The sequence below is a fragment of the Streptomyces sp. NPDC086989 genome (genome assembly GCF_044745505.1).
GTDB lineage: Bacteria > Actinomycetota > Actinomycetes > Streptomycetales > Streptomycetaceae > Streptomyces.
Map to the genome: position 1 here is coordinate 539191 of NZ_JBIVAL010000002.1, position 21277 is coordinate 560467.

A 21277-nucleotide genomic window follows, 5' to 3' on the forward strand; every position below is an offset into this window, starting at 1 on the left:
CCGATACTGGACGAGTTATGGACATCCTCATCCTTGCCGTAGTCATCGCCCTGGTCGCGGTCGGCGCGATCAGCGGGCTCGTGGTCAGCAGCCGCAAGAAGAAGCAGCTGCCGCCCCCGGCGCCGCCCAGCACGCCGACCATCACTGCCCCGCCCGCCGAACCGCAGGTGGGGGAGGACGCCGTAGAGACGGCGGAAGAGCCCCGCCGCACGATCGAGGAGGTCGCCCTCCCCGAAGCGGAGGCTGCGGCTCCCGAGGCGCCCGTCGTCGCCGAGCCCGAGGCGCCGGCCGCACCCGAGATCGAGGTGCCCGAGCCCACCGCCGGCCGTCTGGTCCGGCTGCGCGCCCGCCTCGCCCGGTCGCAGAACTCGCTCGGCAAGGGGCTGCTCACGCTGCTCTCACGCGAGCACCTCGACGAGGACACCTGGGAGGAGATCGAGGAGACCCTCCTGATCGCCGACGTCGGTGTCGTGCCCACGCAGGAACTCGTCGACCGGCTCCGCGAGCGGGTCAAGGTGCTCGGCACCCGCACCCCGGCCGAGCTGCGCACCCTGCTCAAGGAGGAGCTGCTCACCCTGGTCGGCACCGATTTCGACCGCGCGGTGAGGACCGAGAGCGGCGCGGACACCCCCGGCGTCGTGATGGTCGTCGGCGTCAACGGCACCGGCAAGACCACCACCACCGGCAAGCTGGCCCGCGTGCTCGTCGCCGACGGCCGCTCCGTGGTGCTCGGCGCGGCCGACACCTTCCGCGCCGCCGCCGCCGACCAGCTCCAGACCTGGGGCGAACGGGTCGGCGCCCGCACCGTGCGGGGCCCCGAGGGCGGCGACCCCGCCTCGATCGCCTACGACGCGGTCAAGGAGGGCATCGCCGAGGGCGCCGACGTGGTGCTCATCGACACCGCCGGCCGCCTCCACACCAAGACCGGACTCATGGACGAGCTCGGCAAGGTCAAGCGCGTCGTGGAGAAGCACGGCCCGCTCGACGAGGTCCTGCTCGTCCTGGACGCCACCACGGGGCAGAACGGCCTGGCCCAGGCCCGCGTCTTCGCCGAGGTCGTGGACATCACCGGCATCGTGCTGACCAAGCTCGACGGCACCGCCAAGGGCGGCATCGTCGTCGCCGTCCAGCGCGAGCTCGGCGTCCCGGTCAAGCTCATCGGCCTCGGTGAGGGCGCCGACGACCTCGCGCCCTTCGAGCCGGAGGCGTTCGTGGACGCCCTCATCGGCGACTGAGCGCAGACAAGTACGCACAGCGGCGCCCCCGTGTTCCGGCCGGAACACGGGGGCGCCGCCGTAGGGCCGCCTACTGGCGCCGCAGCCGGTGGCAGATGTACGCGAGGGTGCCGAGCAGCAGCCGGGCCTGCGGCGGGCCGCCCGCCGAGTCGAGCGCGGGCGGCCGCAGCCAGCCCACCGGGCCGAGCCCGGCGTAGTCGGAGGGAGGGGCCGTCAGGAAGGCGCCGGGCCCCAGTGCGCGCAGATCGAGATCGGCGTCGTCCCAGCCCATCCGGTACAGCAGCTGCGGCAGCTCGGCGGCCGCACCCGGGGCCACGAGGAACTGGGCCCGGCCGTCCGGGGTCTCGGTGACCGGCCCGAGCGGCAGGCCCATCCGCTCCAGACGGACCAGCGCACGGCGCCCCGCCTCCCGGGAGACCTCGATGACGTCGAAGGTGCGGCCGACGGGGAGCAGGACCGCGGCGCCCGGGTACCCGCCCCAGGTCTCGGTGACCTCGTCGAGGGTGGCGCCCGCCGGGACGGTCGGGGCCAGGGGCAGCGGATGCGCCCCCGGCGCGCCGCATTCGACATGACCGCAGGAGCAGCCGCGGGCGGGGGCCGCGGCCCGGGCGCCGGGAACCACGTCCCAGCCCCACAGTCCGGTGTACTCCGCGACCGCCGTGCACTCCGAGGTCCGGCCGCGGCGCCGCGAGCCGGAACGGAACTCCTTGGTGCTGCGGCTGCCGCCGATCGTGAAGCCCATGCCCATGCCCCCTCCAACGGGTCGGACGCGCAGGTGGTTACGACGTCGGCCGGACGGGATGCGGGGCCGGGCCCGAGCCCGGTGCCCGAAGGGGCCGACCGGCGCACTCCTCGCCGCGCGCGCCCCCGGTGCACTCCCGTACATCCGATCGTTTTCGCCTCGGTGTCAAGTGAATCGCGCCTGGCGGGCGGCTAGTTCATTCAAAGGGGTGGCGAATGGTGGCGTTTCCGGAATCGACCTCGCGGAGGGGGTGATCGTAGGATTACTTTCAGTGCACCAAACCCCGAAGGCGGGCCGTCCGTGGTTATGCCGGAGGCAACGTGTGGAGGATCTGTGAAGGTCCGTGGCGGCGCTCGCCGCACCAGCCAGGGTTTCGTGTGAAGAGGCTGAGTGGATGGGGGCGTTCCAGTGAGCGGCAACGGCGCAAGCGGAACGAGCGACGACCCGGAGGCCCCAGACTCCGCGGGCCGCAATGAGCAACTGACCTCCTGGTTCGTCCGCAGCGGCTGGTCCAAGGGCGAGCTCGCCCGCCAGGTGAACCGGCGCGCCCGCCAGATGGGCGCCCACCACATCAGCACGGACACCTCCCGGGTGCGCCGCTGGCTCGACGGCGAGCAGCCCCGCGAGCCCGTCCCGCGGATCCTGTCCGAGCTGTTCTCCGAGCGCTTCGGCTCCGTCGTCGCCATCGAGCAGCTCGGCCTGCGCACCGCCCATCAGACGCCCTCCGTCTCCGGCGTCGACCTGCCCTGGGCCGGCCCGCAGACCGTCGAGCTGCTCGGCGAGTTCTCCCGCAGCGACCTGATGCTGGCCCGTCGCGGCTTCCTGGGGACCTCCCTCGCCCTCTCCGCCGGCCCCGCCCTCATCGAACCCATGCAGCGCTGGCTCGTCCCGGTCCCCCCCACCGACCCGGGCCCCCGCGAGGCGGGGGCGTCCGGAGCCCTCAGCGGCCACCGCCCCCCGCGGCTCTCCGAACCGGAACTCGGCCTCCTCGAAGCCACCACCGTGATGTTCCGCCAGTGGGACGCCCAGTGCGGCGGCGGACTGCGCCGCAAGGCCGTCGTGGGCCAGCTCCACGAGGTCACCGACCTGCTCCAGGAGAACCACCCGGCGCCCGTGATGCGGCGGCTCTTCAAGGTCGCCGCGGAACTCGCCGAACTCGCCGGCTGGATGAGCTACGACATCGGCCTGCACCCCACCGCGCAGAAGTACTTCGTCCTCGCCCTGCACGCCGCCAAGGAGGGCGGCGACAAGCCCCTCGGCTCGTACATCCTCTCCAACATGAGCCGTCAGATGATCCACCTGGGCCGGCCCGAGGACGCCCTGGAACTCATCCACCTGGCCCAGTACGGCAGCCGTGACTCCGCCGGCCCGCGCACCCAGGCCATGCTGTATGCGATGGAGGCCCGCGCCTACGCCAACATGGGCCAGCCCAGCCGCTGCAAGCGGGCCGTGCGGATGGCCGAGGACACCTTCGCCGACGTCGACTTCGGCGGCGAGCCCGAACCCGACTGGATCCGCTTCTTCTCCGAGGCCGAGCTCAACGGCGAGAACTCCCACTCGTACCGTGACCTGGCCTACGTGGCCGGGCGCAGCCCCATGTACGCCTCCCTCGCCGAACCCGTCATGCAGCGGGCCGTGGAGCTCTTCGAGAAGGACGAGGAACACCAGCGCTCCTACAGCCTCAACCTCATCGGCATGGCCACCGTGCACCTGCTCCAGCGCGAGCCCGAGCAGGCCGTCGTCCTCGTCGACCGCGCCTTGAAGGTGGCGGAAAAGGTGCGCTCCGAACGGGTGAACACCCGGATCCGCAAGACGGTCGACACCGCCGCCCGCGAGTACGGCGACGTCGCCGACGTGGTCCGGCTGACCGACCAGCTCGCCTCCCGGCTCCCCGAGGCCGCGGCAGCCGTCTGACGGCCCGCACCCGCCCCCGAGGCCCCGGCCGCGGCAGTCACCCCGTGAAGCCCGATCAGGCTCCCCCAGCCAGGTCACCCCGGGTGCTGCCGCGGCCGGCCATCCCCTTGCGCCTGGACCGGCGCCGCTCTCGCTGAGGCGGTCGCCCGCCGTCGTGGCCGCTCGATTCACGGTTGCGGCTGTTCATCGTGCTGTAACAGCACGGATGGCTTCGTCATCGGGGCGAAACACCCAGCGGCGCCGCCGGAAACCGGCCTGCGCGAATCTCAGGGCCAATAACCGGCCAGCCCCCAGGCCCCCACCCCCCGGCCTTACGCCTTGCGCCGCTCAGGTTTTCACGATCGCCCGCACGCGAACGTACCGACGACGAGGAGACGCCGATGGCATCAGCCATCACGACCCTCGCGGCAGACGCCCCGACGCTGTCTGCCGCGAACACCGGGTTCATGCTCATCTGCTCCGCCCTGGTCATGCTGATGACCCCGGGACTCGCCTTCTTCTACGGAGGCATGGTCCGCGTCAAGAGCAGCCTCAACATGCTGATGATGAGCTTCATCAGCCTCGGGATCGTCACGATCCTCTGGGTCCTCTACGGCTTCAGCCTCGCCTTCGGCACCGATTCCGGCGGCTTCATCGGCTGGTCCTCCGACTACGTCGGCCTCAGCGGCATCGGCATCACCGAGCTGTGGGACGGCTACACCATCCCGGTCTACGTCTTCGCCGTCTTCCAGCTGATGTTCGCCGTCATCACCCCCGCCCTGATCAGCGGCGCCCTCGCCGACCGCGTGAAGTTCAGCGCCTGGGCCCTGTTCACCGCCCTGTGGGTCACCGTCGTCTACTTCCCCGTCGCCCACTGGGTCTGGGGCGCGGGCGGCTGGCTCTTCAAGCTCGGCGTCATCGACTTCGCGGGCGGCACCGCCGTCCACATCAACGCCGGCGCCGCGGCCCTCGGCGTCATCCTGGTGATCGGCAAGCGCGTCGGCTTCAAGAAGGACCCGATGCGCCCCCACAGCCTCCCGCTCGTGATGCTCGGCGCCGGTCTGCTCTGGTTCGGCTGGTTCGGCTTCAACGCCGGATCCTGGCTCGGCAACGACGACGGCGTGGGCGCGGTCATGTTCGTCAACACCCAGGTCGCCACCGCCGCCGCCATGCTTGCCTGGCTGGGCTACGAGAAGCTGCGCCACGGCTCCTTCACCACCCTGGGCGCCGCCTCCGGCGCGGTCGCCGGCCTCGTCGCGATCACCCCCTCCGGCGGTTCCTGCTCCCCGCTCGGCGCGATCGCCATCGGCGCCATCGCCGGCGTCGTCTGCGCCATGGCCGTCGGCCTCAAGTACAAGTTCAACTTCGACGACTCCCTCGACGTGGTCGGCGTCCACCTCGTCGGCGGTGTCATCGGCTCGCTGCTGGTCGGCCTCTTCGCCACCGGCGGCGTCCAGTCCGACGCGGCCGGCCTGTTCTACGGCGGCGGCCTCGAACAGCTCGGCAAGCAGGCCGTCGGGGTCTTCTCCGTCCTCGCCTACTCTCTCGTCGTGTCCGCGGTCCTCGCCTTCCTCCTCGACAAGACGATCGGGATGCGGGTCACCGAGGACGACGAGGTCTCCGGCATCGACCAGGTCGAGCACGCCGAGACCGCCTACGACTTCAGCGGAGCCGGCGGCGGGGCCTCCTCCCGGAGCACCGCCGCACCCGCCCCCGCTGCCGCCGCGAGCAAGAAGGTTGACGCATGAAGCTGATCACCGCGATCGTCAAGCCGCACCGGCTGGACGAGATCAAGGACGCACTCCAGCGGTTCGGAGTCCAGGGGCTCACGGTCTCCGAGGCCAGCGGGTACGGCCGCCAGCGCGGTCACACCGAGGTCTACCGCGGCGCCGAGTACACCGTGGACCTCGTACCGAAGATCCGCATCGAGGTGGTCGTCGAGGACGACGACGCCGAATCGGTGATGGAGGTCCTGGTCAAGGGGGCCCGCACCGGGAAGATCGGTGACGGGAAGGTGTGGAGCGTGCCCGTGGACGCGATCATCCGCGTCCGCACCGGCGAGCGCGGCGCAGAAGCGCTCTAGGCGACGGGAGCACCCGGGTGACGAGCGTCGAACAGCACACGACCGGTGACTCCGGTGAACCGTCCGGCGCGGGACCCAGCGGGTACGCCGCGGCCCGGCTGCGACTCCTCCAGGAGGAGTCGCGGTCCGGGCCTTCGCGGCGTTCCGCGCTGGCCGCACTGACCGACGACTGGCTGGCCGCCCTGTTCGCCACGGCCCAGCGCGAGACCGGGGTGCGCGGCGCCGCCCTCGTCGCCGTCGGCGGCTACGGGCGCGCCGAACTCTCCCCGCGCAGCGACCTCGACCTGCTGCTGCTCCACGACGGCAAGGCCGAGCCGCGGGCCCTGAGCGCCCTGGCCGACCGCCTCTGGTACCCCGTGTGGGACCTGGGCGTCGCCCTCGACCACTCGGTGCGGACCCCGGCCGAGGCCCGCAAGACCGCCGGCGAGGACCTCAAGGTGCACCTGGGGCTGCTCGACGCCCGGCCGGTCGCGGGCGACGCGGGCCTCCTCGCGGGACTGCGCACCTCGGTCCTGGCCGACTGGCGCAACCAGGCCGCCAGGCGGCTCCCGCAGCTGCACTCCCTGTGCCGGGAGCGGGCCGAGCAGGCCGGGGAGCTCCGCTTCCTGCTGGAACCCGACCTCAAGGAGGCCCGCGGTGGGCTCCGCGACGCCACCGCGCTGCGGGCGGTCGCCGCGTCCTGGCTGGCCGACGCCCCGCGCGAGGGACTGGCCGACGCCCGGCGGCGGCTGCTGGACGCGCGGGACGCCCTGCACCTGGTGACGGGCCGGGCCACCGACCGGCTCGCGCTCCAGGAGCAGGACCAGGTCGCGGCGCGGCTGGGACTGCTCGACGCCGACGCGCTGCTGCGCGAGGTGTACGAGGCCGCGCGGGTCGTCGCCTACGCCGGCGACGTCACCTGGCGGGAGGTCGGGCGGGTCCTGCGGGCCCGGGCGGCCCGGCCGAGGCTGCGCGGGCTGCTCGGGACCCGGGGGGCCGCCGCCGAGCGGGCGCCGCTGGCCGAAGGCGTCGTGGAGTCCGACGGCGAGGCCGTCCTGGCCCTGGCCGCCCGGCCCGACCGCGACCCGGTCCTGGCCCTGAGGTTCGGCGCCGCGGCCGCTCAGGCGGGTCTGCCGGTGTCCCTGCACGCCGTACGACGGCTCGCGGCGCAGGCCAAGCCGCTGCCGGTGCCGTGGCCCGCCGAGGCGCGCGAGCAGCTGGTGACCCTGCTCGGGGCGGGGGAGCCCACGGTCGCCGTCTGGGAGGCCCTGGAGGCGGAGGGCCTGATCACCCGGCTGCTGCCGGACTGGGAACGGGTGCGGTGCCGCCCGCAGCGCAACCCCGTGCACACCTGGACCGTGGACCGGCACCTGATCGAGACGGCGGTCCGCGCCTCGGCCCTGACCCGCCGGGTCGGCCGCCCCGACCTGCTGCTGATGGCCGCCCTCCTGCACGACATCGGCAAGGGCTGGCCGGGGGACCACTCGGTGGCGGGCGAGACCATCGCCCGCGACGTGGCGGCACGGGTGGGCTTCGACGCGCAGGACGCCGCCGTGCTCGGGGTCCTCGTACGCCACCACCTGCTGCTGATCGACACCGCGACGCGGCGCGACCTCGACGACCCGGCGACGGTCCGGTCCGTGGCGGACGCCGTCGGATCGCCCGGCACCCTGGAGATCCTGCACGCGCTGACCGAGGCGGACGCCCTCGCCACCGGGCCCGCGGCGTGGAGCACCTGGCGGGGCTCGCTCGTCGACGACCTGGTGGCCCGCGTCGCCTCGGTCCTGCGGGGAGCGCCGTCCGCCGCCGCGGAGCCGGCCATCCCGACGACCGAACAGGAGCGGCTCGCGGTGGAGGCACTGCGCACCCGCGAGCCCGTACTGGCGCTGCTCGCACGCCAGGAGGAGGACGACGCCGTCGGGGCCGAGCTGGTGGTGGCCGTCCCGGACCAGCCGGGGGTCCTCCCGGCGGTGGCCGGAGTCCTCGCCCTGCACCGGCTCACCGTCCGGGCCGCGGACCTGCGCTCGCTGGAGCTCCCGGACCTGCCGGGCGAGGTCCTGGTCCTGCGGTGGAGGGTGGCCGCCGAGTACGGCTCCCTGCCGCAGGCGGCCCGGCTGCGCACGGACCTGATCCGGGCGCTGGACGGCTCCCTGGACATCCAGGCGAAGCTGGCCGACCGGGAGGCGGCGTACCCGCGACGGCGCGGGGTCGTCCCGCCGCCGCCCCGGGTCACGGTGGTCCCGGAGGTGTCCTCGACGGCCACGGTCCTGGAGGTGCGGGCCCCCGACGCGGTCGGCCTGCTGCACCGTGTCGGGCGCGCGCTGGAAGCCTCCGGAGTCCGCGTGCGCAGCGCCCACGTCTCCACCCTCGGAGCCAACGCGGTGGACTCCCTGTACGTGGTCGACCCCGACGGCAAACCGCTGCCGCCCCCGGCGGCCGCGGCCCTGGCCGCCGCACTGGAGGCGGCCCTCCGCTGACGGGCTGCGCACCGGAACCCGGTCCCCGAACGCGGGCCGGCCGGAAACGGCCCCTGCCGCGTGTGGGGCGCGGGTTCCGGGGTCCAGCCCGGGGCCGGGAACGGGCGGGTCCCCGGACAGGGGGAGGGCCCGATACCCTGGGGGACGACCACACGCCCCCGACCCGAGGAATCGCGACCACCGTGTTCGATACGCTTTCCGACCGCCTCAGCGCGACCTTCAAGTCCCTCCGGGGCAAAGGACGCCTCTCCGAGCAGGACATCGACGCTGCGGCGCGGGAAATCCGTATCGCCCTCCTCGAGGCCGACGTCGCCCTCCCCGTGGTCCGCTCCTTCATCGCGAACGTCAAGGAGCGCGCCCGCGGCGAAGAGGTCTCCAAGGCCCTGAACCCGGGCCAGCAGGTCCTCAAGATCGTCAACGACGAGCTCGTCTCGATCCTCGGCGGCGAGACCCGGCGGCTGCGCTTCGCCAAGACCGCGCCCACCGTGATCATGCTCGCCGGTCTCCAGGGTGCCGGTAAGACCACCCTCGCCGGAAAGCTCGGCCTCTGGCTCAAGGGCCAGGGCCACTCCCCGCTGCTCGTCGCCTGTGACCTCCAGCGGCCCAACGCCGTCAACCAGCTGAGCGTCGTCGCCGAGCGCGCCGGTGTCGCGGTCTACGCGCCCGCCCCCGGCAACGGCATCGGCGACCCGGTGCAGGTGGCCAAGGACTCCATCGAGTACGCCCGCACCAAGCAGTACGACATCGTCATCGTCGACACCGCCGGCCGCCTCGGCATCGACCAGGAGCTGATGCAGCAGGCCGCGGACATCCGCGACGCCGTCAGCCCCGACGAGATCCTCTTCGTCGTCGACGCCATGATCGGTCAGGACGCGGTCAACACCGCAGAGGCCTTCCGCGACGGCGTCGGCTTCGACGGCGTCGTGCTCTCCAAGCTCGACGGCGACGCCCGCGGCGGTGCCGCGCTCTCGATCGCGCACGTCACCGGCAAGCAGATCATGTTCGCCTCCAACGGCGAGAAGCTCGACGAGTTCGACGCGTTCCACCCCGACCGCATGGCGGGCCGGATCCTCGACATGGGTGACATGCTCACCCTCATCGAGCAGGCCGAGAAGACCTTCAGCCAGGCCGAGGCCGAGAAGATGGCGGCCAAGCTGGCGAAGGGCCCGAAGGAGTTCACGCTCGACGACTTCCTGGCCCAGATGGAGCAGGTCCGGAAGATGGGCTCCATCTCCAAGCTGCTCGGCATGCTCCCCGGCATGGGCCAGATCAAGGACCAGATCAACAACATCGACGAGCGCGACGTGGACCGCACCGCCGCGATCATCAAGTCGATGACCCCGGCCGAGCGCCAGGACCCGCACCTCATCAACGGCTCGCGCCGCGCCCGTATCGCCAAGGGCTCCGGTGTCGAGGTCAGCGCCGTCAAGAACCTGGTCGAGCGCTTCTTCGAGGCCCGCAAGATGATGTCCCGCATGGCGCAGGGCGGCGGGATGCCCGGCATGCCCGGCATCCCCGGGATGGGCGGCGGCCCCGGCCGGCAGAAGAAGCAGGTCAAGCAGGCCAAGGGCAAGCGCAAGAGCGGCAACCCGATGAAGCGCAAGGAAGAGGAGGCGGCCGCAGCGGCCCGCCGGGAGCAGGGCCCGCAGAGCGCCCCGCCCGCCACCGGCAGCCCGTTCGGCCTTCCCGCCGGCGGCCAGGGCGGCCAGGACTTCGACCTTCCGGACGAGTTCAAGAAGTTCATGAAGTAAGGGCAGCAGGAGCCGAAGGGCCCCGGCCGGATGATCCGGCCGGGGCCCTTCTGCCTACCCTCAGCGGGCGCAATGGGGAGTTATATCCCTTATGGTCGGCCCCGAGGACGGCAGTAAGGAGGCCACGTGCCCAGCCCCACCCCCGTACCGCCTCGTGACCGCGCCGACACGCCCTGGCGTTCCGAGGGCGCGCCGCCCTCACCGCCACCCCGGAGGCGGATGCCCGGGGGCTGGCGCGGACTGATCCTCGCCGCCCTGATCGTCTTCCTGATCACCAACGTGGTGCTGTCGTTCTTCAACGAGGGCGACGAGCCGACGATCTCCTACACGGAGTTCAGCAAGCAGGTCGCTGACGGCAACGTCTCGAAGATCTACTCCAAGGGCGACGCGATCCAGGGCGAGCTGAAGAACAAGCAGCCGCTGCCCGACGGCGACAAGGGCGACTACACGAAGTTCGTCACCCAGCGCCCGGCGTTCGCCGACGACCAGCTGTGGGCGAACCTCAGCAAGCACGACGTCGTCGTCACCGCCTCCCCGGTCGTCGTGCAGCGCAGCCTCCTGGCGAACCTGCTGATCTCGCTGGCCCCCATGCTGCTGCTGGTCCTGCTGTGGGTGTTCATCGCCCGCCGCATGGGCTCCGCCATGGGCGGCGTCGGCGCACTGGGCCGCAAACAGCCGCCCAAGCCCGTCGAGCTGGAGGGCGGCAGGCGCACCACCTTCGCCGACGTGGCCGGCATCGACGAGGTCAAGGGCGAACTCAGCGACGTCGTGGACTTCCTCAAGCACCCCCAGCAGTACCGCGCCCTGGGCGCCCGGATGCCCGGCGGGGTGCTGCTCGCCGGGCCGCCCGGCACCGGCAAGACGCTGCTGGCGCGGGCGGTCGCCGGCGAGGCCGGAGTGCCGTTCTTCTCCGCCTCCGCCTCCGAGTTCATCGAGATGATCGTCGGCGTCGGCGCCTCCCGCGTCCGCGAACTCTTCTCCGAGGCCCGGAAGGTGGCCCCCTCCATCGTCTTCATCGACGAGATCGACACCATCGGCCGGGCCCGCGGCGGCGGCGCCGGCCTCGGGGGCCACGACGAGCGCGAACAGACCCTGAACCAGATCCTGACCGAGATGGACGGCTTCTCCGGCTCGGAGGGCGTGGTCGTCCTCGCCGCCACCAACCGGCCCGACGTCCTGGACCCGGCGCTCACCCGCCCCGGCCGCTTCGACCGGACGGTGTCGGTCTCCCCGCCGGACCGGGCCGGCCGCGAGGCCATCCTGCGGATCCACACCCGCGAGATCCCCCTCGCCGCCGACGCGGACCTCGCCCAGGTGTCCCGCACCACACCCGGCATGACCGGCGCGGACCTCGCCAATCTGGCCAACGAAGCCGCCCTCCTCGCGGTGAAGCGCAAGCAGAGCCAGGTCACCGGGGCGGACTTCATGGACGCCCTGGAGAAGGTCCAGCTGGGCGCGGCGCGGGCCCTGGTCATGCCGGAGGAGGAGCGCCGCCGCACGGCCTACCACGAGAGCGGCCACGCCCTGCTCGGCATGCTCCAGCCGGGAGCCGACCCGGTCCGCAAGGTCACGATCGTGCCGCGCGGCCGGGCGCTCGGCGTCACCCTCTCGACCCCCGACGCCGACCGCTACTCCTACACGCAGGACTACCTCCGCGGCCGGATCATCGGCGCGCTGGGCGGCATGGCCGCCGAACACGTCGTCTTCGACGTCATCACCACGGGCGCGGAGAACGACCTGGAACAGGTCACCAACCTGGCCCGCGGCATGGTCGGCCGCTGGGGCATGAGCGAACGCGTCGGGCGCCTCACCGCGATCCCGGCGGACGCGCAGAGCCCGTACGGCCTCCTCGCCGCCCCCGCCACCCTGGACGCGGTGGACCACGAGATGCGGCGCATCGTCGACGAGTGCTACGTGGAGGCCTGCCGGCTGCTGCGCGAACACCGTCCGAAACTCGACGCCCTGACCGAGGCGCTGCTGGCGAACGAGACCCTCGACGAGCCCGCCGCCTACCGGGCCGCGGGCATCCCGCGCCGGTCGGCGTAGCCGCGCGGGCCCGCGCCCCCGTGGGCGGGCCCGGGAGGGCTACGGCACGCGGGCGATCACGTACCGGAAGATGTTCGGGAGCCACACCGTGCCGTCCGGCCGCTCGTACGGGTGAAGCGCCTCCGTCAGCTCTTTCTCCACCTGCGCCGGATCGGACGAGGACTCGTACAGCCCCGTCGACAGCAGCCCCCGCACCGCGCTGTCCACGTCCGCGTAGCCGAAGGGGCAGAACACCCGCCCCGACCCGTCCGGCGAGAGCCCCGCGTCCGCCACCACCGCGTCCAGGTCCTGCGCCGCGGGCCCGCCGCCCAGCACCGCGGGCACCGTGCACCGCTCCGCCGGACCCCAGTCGGCCAGCACCACCGCCGCGCCCCGCCGGACCGCCGGCAGGGCCGCGTCCAGCGCCGCCGCGGACGGCGAGAAGGCCAGCAGCACGTCGTAGGGGCGCGCGCCGCCCGGCGGGGCCGGGACCACGTCCAGCAGCCGCTCGCGCGCCAGCGCCCGCCGCGCCGGGTCCGCCTCCACACCCGTGGCGACGGCTCCCCGGCCCGCGGCCAGCAGCAGCGCCAGCCCGGACCCGCAGTCCAGGCCGAGCAGCCGGTCGCCCGGCCCGACCTCCAGCCGGTCGTAGACCGCCTCGTACAGCGGTACCAGCATCCGTTCCTGGATCTCCGCCCAGTCCCGGGCGACGAGCGTCGCCGTCGGCGTCGGTGTCATCGAAAGAGCGCTCCTGATTCCTTGTCGCCCCCTTGCCCCCGTTGCCAGAGAACTCCCCATTCGCCCCCGCGTCCAGAGGAGTGCGCCACCCGATTCACGCTCGACGCGCCCGGCGCCGTACCATTCGCGCCATGGCAAAGGCACCCGTTCTCACCCCCCAGGCGGAGGATTTCCCCCGCTGGTACCAGGATCTGATCAACAAGGCCGAGCTGGCCGACAACGGTCCGGTCCGCGGCACCATGGTCATCCGACCGTACGGCTACGGGCTGTGGGAGCGGATGCAGCAGGAGATGGACGCGCGCATCAAGGACGCGGGCGCCCAGAACGCGTACTTCCCGCTGTTCATCCCGCAGTCGTACCTGACCCGCGAGGCCGAGCACGTCGAGGGCTTCGCCCCCGAGCTCGCGGTCGTCACCCACGGCGGCGGCAAGGAGCTGGAAGAACCGGTCGTGGTCCGGCCCACCTCCGAGACGATCATCAACGACTACTTCTCCAAGTGGGTCCAGAGCTACCGCGACCTGCCCCTGCTGATCAACCAGTGGGCGAACGTGGTCCGCTGGGAGATGCGCCCGCGCGTGTTCCTCCGTACGAGTGAGTTCCTCTGGCAGGAGGGGCACACCGCCCACGCCACGTACGAGGACGCCCGCGACTACGCCGCCCGCATCCACACGGACGTGTACGGCGACTTCATGACGAACGTGCTCGGCATCGACGTCGTGCTCGGCCGCAAGACCGCCAAGGAGCGCTTCGCCGGCGCCATCAACACCCTCACCCTCGAGGGCATGATGGGCGACGGCAAGGCGCTGCAGCTGGGCACGAGCCACGAGCTCGGCACCAACTTCGCCAAGGCCTTCAACACGCAGTACCTGTCGAAGGAAGGCAAGCAGGAGCTCGTCTGGCAGACCTCGTGGGGCGTCTCGACCCGCATGGTCGGCGGCCTGATCATGTCCCACGGCGACGACAACGGCCTGCGCGTCCCGCCGCGCCTGGCGCACGTCCAGGTCGTCGTCATGGCGATCAAGGGCGACGAGGCCGTCACCAAGGTCCGCGAGCTCGGCGCGCAGCTGAAGGCCGCCGGCCTCCGCGTCCACGTCGACGACCGCGTCGACACCCCCTTCGGCCGCCGCGCCGTGGACTGGGAGCTCAAGGGCGTACCGGTCCGCGTCGAGATCGGCCCCCGCGACCTGGAGGCCGGCACCGCGATGCTGGCCCGCCGGATCCCGGGCGGCAAGGAGCCCGTGCAGATCGACGCGCTCGCCGACCTGCTGCCCAAGGTGCTGGACGAGGACCAGGCGCAGCTGCTGCGCGAGTCCCGCGAGCGCCGCCTGGCCCGCACCTCCGACGTCTCCACCATCGAGGAGGCCGCCGAGGCCGCCGTCGCGGGCGGCTGGGCGCGGATCCCGTGGGCCGACCTCGGCCCCGAGGGCGAGGCCAAGCTGGGCGAGCAGGCCGTCTCCGTCCGCTGCCTGATCGCCGAGGACGGGTCGGTGCCGGAGGCGGACGAGGCCCCCGGTACGCTCGCGATCGTCGCGCGCTCCTACTGATCGCCGCCGTCAGACCGCGGAACCGGTCCCGGCGCACGGCACGAGCCGCGCGCCGGGGCCGGTTCTTTTCGGTCGGCCTGGTCGCCGTTACGTACCGACTCCTCCTGGGATCGGCGCACCCGTCCTCGTCGGGACGCATCAGACTGAACTGACTGGTACGTGCAAAAAATTTGGAATGGCCCGGAATCGGAACACCGGGGCACCCCGGCTCGTTGTCACGACGTGAGCACGACACCACCTGTTCTCGCCGCAGAGCTGGCGCAGGCGTGGGCCGACATTCAGCGGTACCACCCCGAGCTGCCTGACCTTGCCGCGCCCGAGTCCCTGATCGGAGAGTCCTCGTCCGCCTGCGGCGCCGAACTCTCCTTCGAGCGACTGCTGCACGAGGCAGTCCATGGCATCGCCGCCGCCCGCGGAGTACGTGACACCTCGCGGGCCGGCCGCTATCACAACCGCAGATTCCTCGCGATCGCCGAGGAGATGGGGCTGGACCACTCCGACGAGCCGCATGCCAGCAGCGGCTTCTCGCTGGTCTCGCTCAATCCCGAGGCGAAGAAGCGCTACCGCCCCACCATGGAGCGGCTCCAGCGCGCACTCAAGGCGCATACGGCCGCGACGGCCGCCGACACCAAGCGCAGCTTCCGCGGGCCGGCCGCCCGCCACGGCTCCTCGGGTGGCGGTGTCCGCGTCAAGGCGGTCTGCGACTGCGGTCGCAACGTGCGGGTGGTCCCGTCCGTGCTGGCCCAGGCGCCGATCGTGTGCGGCGGCTGCATGAAGCCGTTCCGTATTCCCGAGGTGGCCGTCTCGGCCGCCGCCTCCTGAGCCCGCGGCCCCGCCGCCGTACGGGGGCGGCGGGCGGGCCGGGCGCCCGCCCGCGGGGCGTCGGCGCCCGGGGGCGCACAGCCGTGCGCCTTCGATCTCGGCTCGCCGCGAGAAGCGCCGCGGGCATGTGGCACAATGGCTAGCTGTACTCGACAGTCGCATAGGACCCCTCTCTCCTCCGGCTGACGCGTCCATCGGGCACCCGAGTACCGCAACCCCACGTGGCATCTCATGTGCCCAACCACGTCAAGTTCAGGAGACACCACTCCAGTGGCAGTCAAGATCAAGCTCAAGCGCCTCGGCAAGATTCGCCAGCCGCACTACCGCATCGTCGTCGCCGACTCGCGCACCCGCCGCGATGGTCGTGCGATCGAGGAGATCGGTCTGTACCACCCGACGTACAACCCGTCGCGCATCGAGGTCAACGCCGAGCGTGCGCAGTACTGGCTGTCGGTCGGCGCCCAGCCCACCGAGGCTGTGCTCGCCATCCTGAAGCTGACCGGTGACTGGCAGGCGCACAAGGGCCTCCCGGCCCCCGCGCCGCTGCTCCAGCCGGAGACGAAGGAGAGCAAGCGTCGCTCCTTCGACGAGTTCGCCAAGGCCCTCGAGGGCATCGGCGAGACCAAGGGCGAGGCCATCACGCAGAAGGCGAAGAAGGCCGACAAGAAGGCGGACGAGGCTGAGGCCGCCGCCGAGTCGACCGAGGCCTGAGCATGCTCGAGGAGGCTCTTGAGCACCTCGTAAAGGGCATTGTGGACAACCCCGACGACGTGCAGGTCGCCTCGCGCAACCTGCGTCGCGGGCAGGTGCTCGAGGTCCGGGTGCACCCCGACGACCTCGGGAAGGTGATCGGCCGCAACGGCCGCACCGCACGTGCCCTGCGTACCGTCGTGGGCGCCATCGGCGGCCGGGGGATCCGCGTCGACCTCGTCGACGTGGACCAGGTCCGCTGAGCAGTTGAATCACCGGCACGGGCCGGGGAGGGCACCAGTGCCCACCCCGGCCCGTCGTCGTCTGAACAGGAGAGAACGAGAGTGCAGCTGGTAGTCGCGCGGATCGGCCGCGCCCACGGGATCAAGGGTGAGGTCACCGTCGAGGTGCGGACCGACGAGCCGGAGCTGCGGCTCTCGCCCGGTGCCGTGCTCCTCACCGAACCGGCGTCCGCCGGTCCGCTGACCATCGAGACGGGCCGGGTGCACAGCGGCCGGCTGCTGCTCCGTTTCGAGGGCGTCAAGGACCGCACCGGCGCCGAGGGGCTGCGCAACACCCTGCTCATCGCCGAGGTGGACCCCTCCGAGCTGCCCGAGGAGGAGGACGAGTACTACGACCACCAGCTGATGGACCTGGACGTGGTACTGGAGGACGGCACCGAGGTCGGCCGGATCACCGAGATCTCCCACCTCCCCTCGCAGGACCTCTTCATCGTCGAGCGCCCCGACGGCACCGAGGTGATGATCCCCTTCGTGGAGGAGATCGTCGCCGAGATCGACCTGGAGGAGCAGCGCTGCGTCATCACGCCGCCTCCCGGGCTGATCGACGACCGCGCGGAGGTCGTCTCGACGCGCGACGAGGACGCCGAGGCCGGGGAAGAAGCCTGATGCGTCTCGACGTCGTCACCATCTTCCCCGAGTACCTGGAGCCGCTGAACGTCTCCCTCGTCGGCAAGGCGCGGGCCCGCGGGCAGCTCGACGTACACGTCCACGACCTGCGGGACTGGACGTACGACCGGCACAACACCGTCGACGACACCCCGTACGGCGGTGGCCCCGGCATGGTCATGAAGACCGAGCCGTGGGGCGAGGCGCTCGACGAGGCGCTGGCCGACGGGTACGAGGCCGGCGCGCGCGGGCCGGTCATGGTCGTCCCCACGCCCAGCGGCCGCCCGTTCACCCAGGAACTCGCCGTCGAGCTCTCCGAGCGGCCCTGGCTGATCTTCACGCCGGCCCGGTACGAGGGCATCGACCGCCGCGTCATCGACGAGTACGCGACGCGGATGCCGGTCTACGAGGTCTCCATCGGCGACTACGTGCTGGCGGGCGGCGAGGCCGCCGTCCTGGTCGTCACCGAGGCCGTGGCCCGGCTGCTGCCCGGTGTGCTCGGCAACGCGGAATCCCACCGGGACGACTCCTTCGCGCCCGGCGAGATGGCGAACCTGCTGGAGGGGCCGGTCTACACGAAGCCCCCGCAGTGGCGCGGCCGGGGCATCCCCGACGTGCTGCTCAGCGGGCACCACGGGAAGATCGCGCGCTGGCGCCGGGACGAGGCCTTCCGGCGCACCGCGCAGCACCGCCCCGATCTGATCGAGCGCTGCGAGGCCTCCGCCTTCGACAAGAAGGACCGCGAGATCCTGAGCATCCTGGGCTGGCGGCCCGCCGCCGACGGCCGATTTTGGCTCAGGCCGGAGACCGTGGAAGAATAGGCGGCTGCTGTGTGCTCGCGTACGCCCCTGCCACAGGGGGACAGTCGTCCGCGCAGTGACGCAGCTCCCGAATTCTCTACGGAAACCCGCACCGGCGGCCTGTGGCGTCGTGCGAAGAAAGCAGACGAAGAACATGTCTCACCTGCTCGATGGCGTCAACGCCGCCTCGATCCGCTCCGACGTCCCGGCCTTCCGCCCGGGTGACACGATCAACGTGCACGTCCGCGTCATCGAGGGCAGCCGCTCCCGTATCCAGCAGTTCAAGGGCGTTGTCATCCGTCGCCAGGGCTCTGGCGTCTCCGAGACCTTCACGGTCCGCAAGGTCTCCTTCAGCGTCGGCGTGGAGCGCACCTTCCCGGTGAACTCCCCGATCTTCGAGAAGATCGAGCTCGTCACCCGCGGTGACGTGCGTCGCGCCAAGCTGTACTTCCTCCGTGAGCTCCGCGGCAAGGCCGCGAAGATCAAGGAGAAGCGCGACCGCTGATCTCATCTCCGGGTCCGGGGGGCGGCCGGATAGGCTCCCCCTCGATGGACACCGAAGCAGAGCTCACACAGCGCGGCCACTCCTCCCCCGAAAGCGGGGAGGGGCGGCCGCGTTTTGCGTTGCGGGGGCGCCGTGCGCTTCCGGGGTGGGGCGCCGTCCTGACCTGGCGGGGCGCCGCCGTACTCGGCGTGCTCTGCACGACCTTCCTGCTGCTGCTCAGCAATTTCGTCGTACAGCCCTTCCTGATCCCGAGCCGGTCGATGGAGCCGACGCTGCGGGTCGGGGACCGGGTGCTGGTGAACAAGCTGGCGTACCGTTTCGGCAACCAGCCGAAGCGCGGGGACGTGGTGGTCTTCGACGGCACGGGATCCTTCGTACCGGAGCACGCCGACGGCAATCCGATCGGCGAGGCCCTGGCCGGCGCGGCCTCCGCGCTGGGGATCGGTGAGCCGTCCGAAACCGATTTCGTGAAACGGGTCGTGGGTGTCGGCGGCGACGACGTGGTGTGCTGCGATGCCGGCGGGCGGATCAAGGTGAACGGGGTGCCGGTGCAGGAGCCGTACGTGTATCCCGGCGACACGCCCTCGAAGGTGCCCTTCCGGATCGTCGTACCGGTGGGGACGCTGTGGGTCATGGGTGATCATCGTTCCCAGTCCCGGGACTCCCGGGACCACCTGGGGGAACCGGGCGGGGGGATGGTGCCGGTGGACAAGGTGATCGGACGGGCCGACTGGATCGGCTGGCCGGTGTCGCGCTGGGGCTCCCATGGGTAGCCGGGGCCGTTCCAGAGGCGGCCGGGGCCCCGAGCCGGAGCCGGACCCGGAGGCGGGGCGTGCGCCCCGGCCCGCGCGTGCGCCCGAATTCTGGCGTGCGCCCGAAACCCCGGGAGGCCCTGCGCCCCGGGGGGACGTCGGGTTCGGGCAGCAGCCCGGGTTCGAGCAGGAGCCCCGGTTCGAGCGGGAGCCCCGGTTCGAGCGGGAGCCCGGGTTCGGGCAGCAGCCCGGGTTCGAGCGGGAGACGGGGTTCGGGCAGCAGGCCGGGTTCGGGCAGGAGCCCCGGTTCCAGCGGGATCCGGGGTTCGGCCAGCAGCCGCAGTTCAGACAGGAGCCCGGGTTCGGGCAGGAGCCGCAGTTCGGGCAGGATCCCCGGTTCGGGCAGGAGGCCGAGATCGAGCGGGAGCCCGGGTCCGGGCAGGAGCCCGAGCCCGCCGCGGTCGCCGAGCAGCCGGTGCGCGAGCCCGGGTCGCGGCGCGGGGGCAGGGCCAAGTCCGCCGCGGCGGAGAGCGGCGGCCGGGCCGAGCGGCGCCGGCTGGCCCGCCGGGTCAAGCGGCGCAGACGCACCCGCCGCGTGGGCGAGGTACCGCTGCTGATCATCGTGGCGCTGTGCATCGCGCTCGTCCTGAAGACCTTCCTCGTCCAGGCGTTCTTCATCCCGTCCGGGTCCATGGAGCAGACGATCCGGATCGGCGACCGCGTGCTGGTCGACAAGCTGACGCCGTGGTTCGGCTCCAAGATCGAGCGCGGCGACGTCGTCGTGTTCAAGGACCCCGGCGGCTGGCTCAAGGGCGAGGCGGCGCGCCCGGCCGCCGACCCGGTCGGCGTCAAGCAGATCAAGGAGACGCTGACCTTCATCGGCCTGCTGCCCTCCGCCGATGAACAGGACCTGATCAAGCGGGTCATCGGCGTCGGCGGCGACACCGTGGCGTGCTGTGACGCCAAGGGCCGGGTCACCGTCAACGGGACACCGCTCGACGAGCCGTACGTGAACCCCGGCAACGCACCCTCCGAAATCCGGTTCGAAGTCAAGGTCCCGCCGGGCCGGCTCTTCGTCATGGGCGACCACCGGGCGAACTCCGCCGACTCCCGCTTCCACCTCGACGAGGCCTTCGACGGCACCATCGACGAGGACGGAGTCGTGGGGCAGGCCGTCGTCATCGCCTGGCCGTTCGACCACTGGCGCAAACTCGAACAGCCCGCGACCTTCCGTGCCGTGGCCGATCCCACGCCCAGTGGGCGACGCGGCCGCCGCCGGCGCCGTCGGGGCCCGCCGTTCGCATAGTGTGTCCTCGGTCTCCCGAGCCCTAGGGAACTCCCGCTCGTTAAGGGAGGGGAGGGCCCGTGCCTGTTTCCGGCCCGGGCGGCGATCTGCGAGTGAGGAGTGGATGTGGGGGATGTGGCGGTAGGCGCGCGATCCGGACGCGACGAAGGCGAGGAGCGGCCGGACGATGCCGAGCGCGAGGCCGAGGACGGTGGTGCCGAGGCGCGCCCGCACCGCTCGTTCTGGAAGGAGCTCCCGCTCCTCATCGGCATCGCCCTGCTGCTCGCCCTGCTGATCAAGACCTTCCTGGTGCAGGCGTTCTCGATCCCGTCCGACTCGATGCAGAACACCCTGCAGCGCGGTGACCGGGTGCTCGTGGACAAGCTGACCCCGTGGTTCGGCTCGGAGCCCGAGCGCGGTGAGGTCGTGGTCTTCCACGACCCCGCGAGCTGGCTGGCCGGGGAGCCCACCCCCGAGCCCAACTTCGCGCAGCAGGTCCTCAGCAAGATCGGTCTGATGCCGTCCGCGGACGAGAAGGACCTGATCAAGCGGACCATCGCCATCGGGGGTGACACGGTCGAGTGCAAGAAGGGCGGACCGGTCGTCGTCAACGGCAAGGAGCTCGACGAGCCGTACATCTACCCGGGCAACACCCCGTGCGACGACATGCCGTTCGGTCCGATCACCGTGCCCAAGGGCAAGATCTGGGTGATGGGCGACCACCGGCAGAACTCCCAGGACTCCCGGTACCACATGCAGGACTCCACCCAGGGCTTCGTACCGGTCGACAAGGTCGTCGGGCGGGCCGTGGTCGTCGCGTGGCCGGTCACCCGCTGGGCGACCCTGCCCATCCCGGACACCTTCGACCAGCCGGGCATCGGGAACCAGACCAAGGCGACCGCGATGGGTCTGGGGGCCGCCGGACTGGGGCCCGTCGGGCTCGGGCCGGCCGCGCTGGGCCTCGCCGGGGCGGTCCCGGCCGTGATGTGGCGCCGGCGGAGGCTGACCAGCGGGACTACCGGCAGGTAGGGTGCCGCCCAGGTCGTCG

Annotated in this window: 19 protein-coding genes; 17 read left to right on the forward strand and 2 right to left on the reverse strand. The window is 72.1% G+C overall.

Annotated features, from left to right (window positions below):
* Positions 1–17 precede the first annotated feature (17 nt).
* Positions 18–1235: a signal recognition particle-docking protein FtsY gene (ftsY, locus tag ACIPK4_RS06180; protein WP_376201505.1), complete on the forward strand. Its 1218-nt coding sequence runs from the start codon at positions 18–20 to the stop codon at positions 1233–1235.
* Between the two features lie 70 nt (positions 1236–1305).
* Here the strand turns inward: ftsY and ACIPK4_RS06185 are convergent, their stop codons facing one another.
* Positions 1306–1977, reverse strand: coding sequence for a bifunctional DNA primase/polymerase (locus ACIPK4_RS06185; protein WP_402309579.1), 672 nt, complete (start codon positions 1975–1977; stop codon positions 1306–1308).
* Between the two features lie 408 nt (positions 1978–2385).
* Between ACIPK4_RS06185 and ACIPK4_RS06190 the strand changes: the two genes are divergently transcribed.
* From ACIPK4_RS06190 to ftsH, 6 genes are all read left to right on the forward strand, one after another.
* Positions 2386–3891, forward strand: a complete 1506-nt coding sequence (locus ACIPK4_RS06190; RefSeq protein WP_054226482.1) for an NsdA — start codon at positions 2386–2388, stop codon at positions 3889–3891.
* Positions 3892–4271: 380 nt separating this feature from the next.
* Positions 4272–5618 (forward strand): ammonium transporter, encoded by a 1347-nt coding sequence (locus ACIPK4_RS06195; protein ID WP_402309581.1) that lies wholly within the window; start codon positions 4272–4274, stop codon positions 5616–5618.
* Entirely contained in the window at positions 5615–5953 is a 339-nt protein-coding gene (locus ACIPK4_RS06200; protein ID WP_054226484.1) for a P-II family nitrogen regulator, read from the forward strand. The genes ACIPK4_RS06195 and ACIPK4_RS06200 overlap by 4 nt, the downstream gene beginning before the upstream one ends.
* Positions 5954–5970: 17 nt before the next feature.
* Entirely contained in the window at positions 5971–8409 is a 2439-nt protein-coding gene (locus tag ACIPK4_RS06205; RefSeq protein WP_402309582.1) for a [protein-PII] uridylyltransferase, read from the forward strand.
* Between the two features lie 182 nt (positions 8410–8591).
* Entirely contained in the window at positions 8592–10160 is a 1569-nt protein-coding gene (gene ffh / locus ACIPK4_RS06210; RefSeq protein ID WP_054226486.1) for a signal recognition particle protein, read from the forward strand.
* Between the two features lie 126 nt (positions 10161–10286).
* Entirely contained in the window at positions 10287–12206 is a 1920-nt protein-coding gene (gene ftsH, locus ACIPK4_RS06215) for an ATP-dependent zinc metalloprotease FtsH (protein ID WP_402309583.1), read from the forward strand.
* A 39-nt stretch (positions 12207–12245) separates the two neighbouring features.
* On the opposite strand, the gene ACIPK4_RS06220 is transcribed toward ftsH, so the two are convergent.
* Positions 12246–12923: an SAM-dependent methyltransferase gene (locus ACIPK4_RS06220; protein ID WP_402309584.1), complete on the reverse strand. Its 678-nt coding sequence runs from the start codon at positions 12921–12923 to the stop codon at positions 12246–12248.
* 131 nt (positions 12924–13054) lie between these two features.
* Between ACIPK4_RS06220 and proS the strand changes: the two genes are divergently transcribed.
* The 10 genes from proS (at position 13055) to lepB (ACIPK4_RS06270) (ending at position 21258) form a co-directional block, all read left to right on the forward strand.
* Positions 13055–14467 carry a proline--tRNA ligase gene (proS, locus tag ACIPK4_RS06225; RefSeq protein ID WP_402309586.1) on the forward strand — a complete coding sequence of 471 codons (1413 nt, stop codon included), beginning with the start codon at positions 13055–13057 and terminating at the stop codon, positions 14465–14467.
* Positions 14468–14689: 222 nt separating this feature from the next.
* Positions 14690–15289: a hypothetical protein gene (locus tag ACIPK4_RS06230; protein WP_030298455.1), complete on the forward strand. Its 600-nt coding sequence runs from the start codon at positions 14690–14692 to the stop codon at positions 15287–15289.
* Between the two features lie 270 nt (positions 15290–15559).
* Positions 15560–16000: a 30S ribosomal protein S16 gene (gene rpsP, locus ACIPK4_RS06235; protein WP_030298453.1), complete on the forward strand. Its 441-nt coding sequence runs from the start codon at positions 15560–15562 to the stop codon at positions 15998–16000.
* Between the two features lie 2 nt (positions 16001–16002).
* Positions 16003–16242 (forward strand): RNA-binding protein, encoded by a 240-nt coding sequence (locus ACIPK4_RS06240; protein ID WP_007266827.1) that lies wholly within the window; start codon positions 16003–16005, stop codon positions 16240–16242.
* An 81-nt stretch (positions 16243–16323) separates the two neighbouring features.
* On the forward strand, positions 16324–16887 hold the full coding sequence (rimM, locus tag ACIPK4_RS06245; RefSeq protein ID WP_402309589.1) for a ribosome maturation factor RimM: 564 nt from the start codon (positions 16324–16326) through the stop codon (positions 16885–16887).
* The gene (trmD, locus tag ACIPK4_RS06250) at positions 16887–17708 is read left to right on the forward strand and encodes a tRNA (guanosine(37)-N1)-methyltransferase TrmD (RefSeq protein WP_402309590.1); all 822 of its coding nucleotides are present in this window, start codon (positions 16887–16889) and stop codon (positions 17706–17708) included. The genes rimM and trmD overlap by 1 nt, the downstream gene beginning before the upstream one ends.
* A 133-nt stretch (positions 17709–17841) precedes the next feature.
* Positions 17842–18192 (forward strand): 50S ribosomal protein L19, encoded by a 351-nt coding sequence (gene rplS / locus ACIPK4_RS06255; RefSeq protein ID WP_054226492.1) that lies wholly within the window; start codon positions 17842–17844, stop codon positions 18190–18192.
* A gap of 44 nt (positions 18193–18236) precedes the next feature.
* Positions 18237–18965 (forward strand): signal peptidase I, encoded by a 729-nt coding sequence (gene lepB / locus ACIPK4_RS06260; RefSeq protein ID WP_402309592.1) that lies wholly within the window; start codon positions 18237–18239, stop codon positions 18963–18965.
* Positions 18958–20250 (forward strand): signal peptidase I, encoded by a 1293-nt coding sequence (lepB, locus tag ACIPK4_RS06265; RefSeq protein WP_402309594.1) that lies wholly within the window; start codon positions 18958–18960, stop codon positions 20248–20250. The genes lepB (ACIPK4_RS06260) and lepB (ACIPK4_RS06265) overlap by 8 nt, the downstream gene beginning before the upstream one ends.
* Before the next feature lie 114 nt (positions 20251–20364).
* Entirely contained in the window at positions 20365–21258 is an 894-nt protein-coding gene (gene lepB, locus ACIPK4_RS06270; RefSeq protein WP_402309595.1) for a signal peptidase I, read from the forward strand.
* Positions 21259–21277 lie beyond the last annotated feature (19 nt).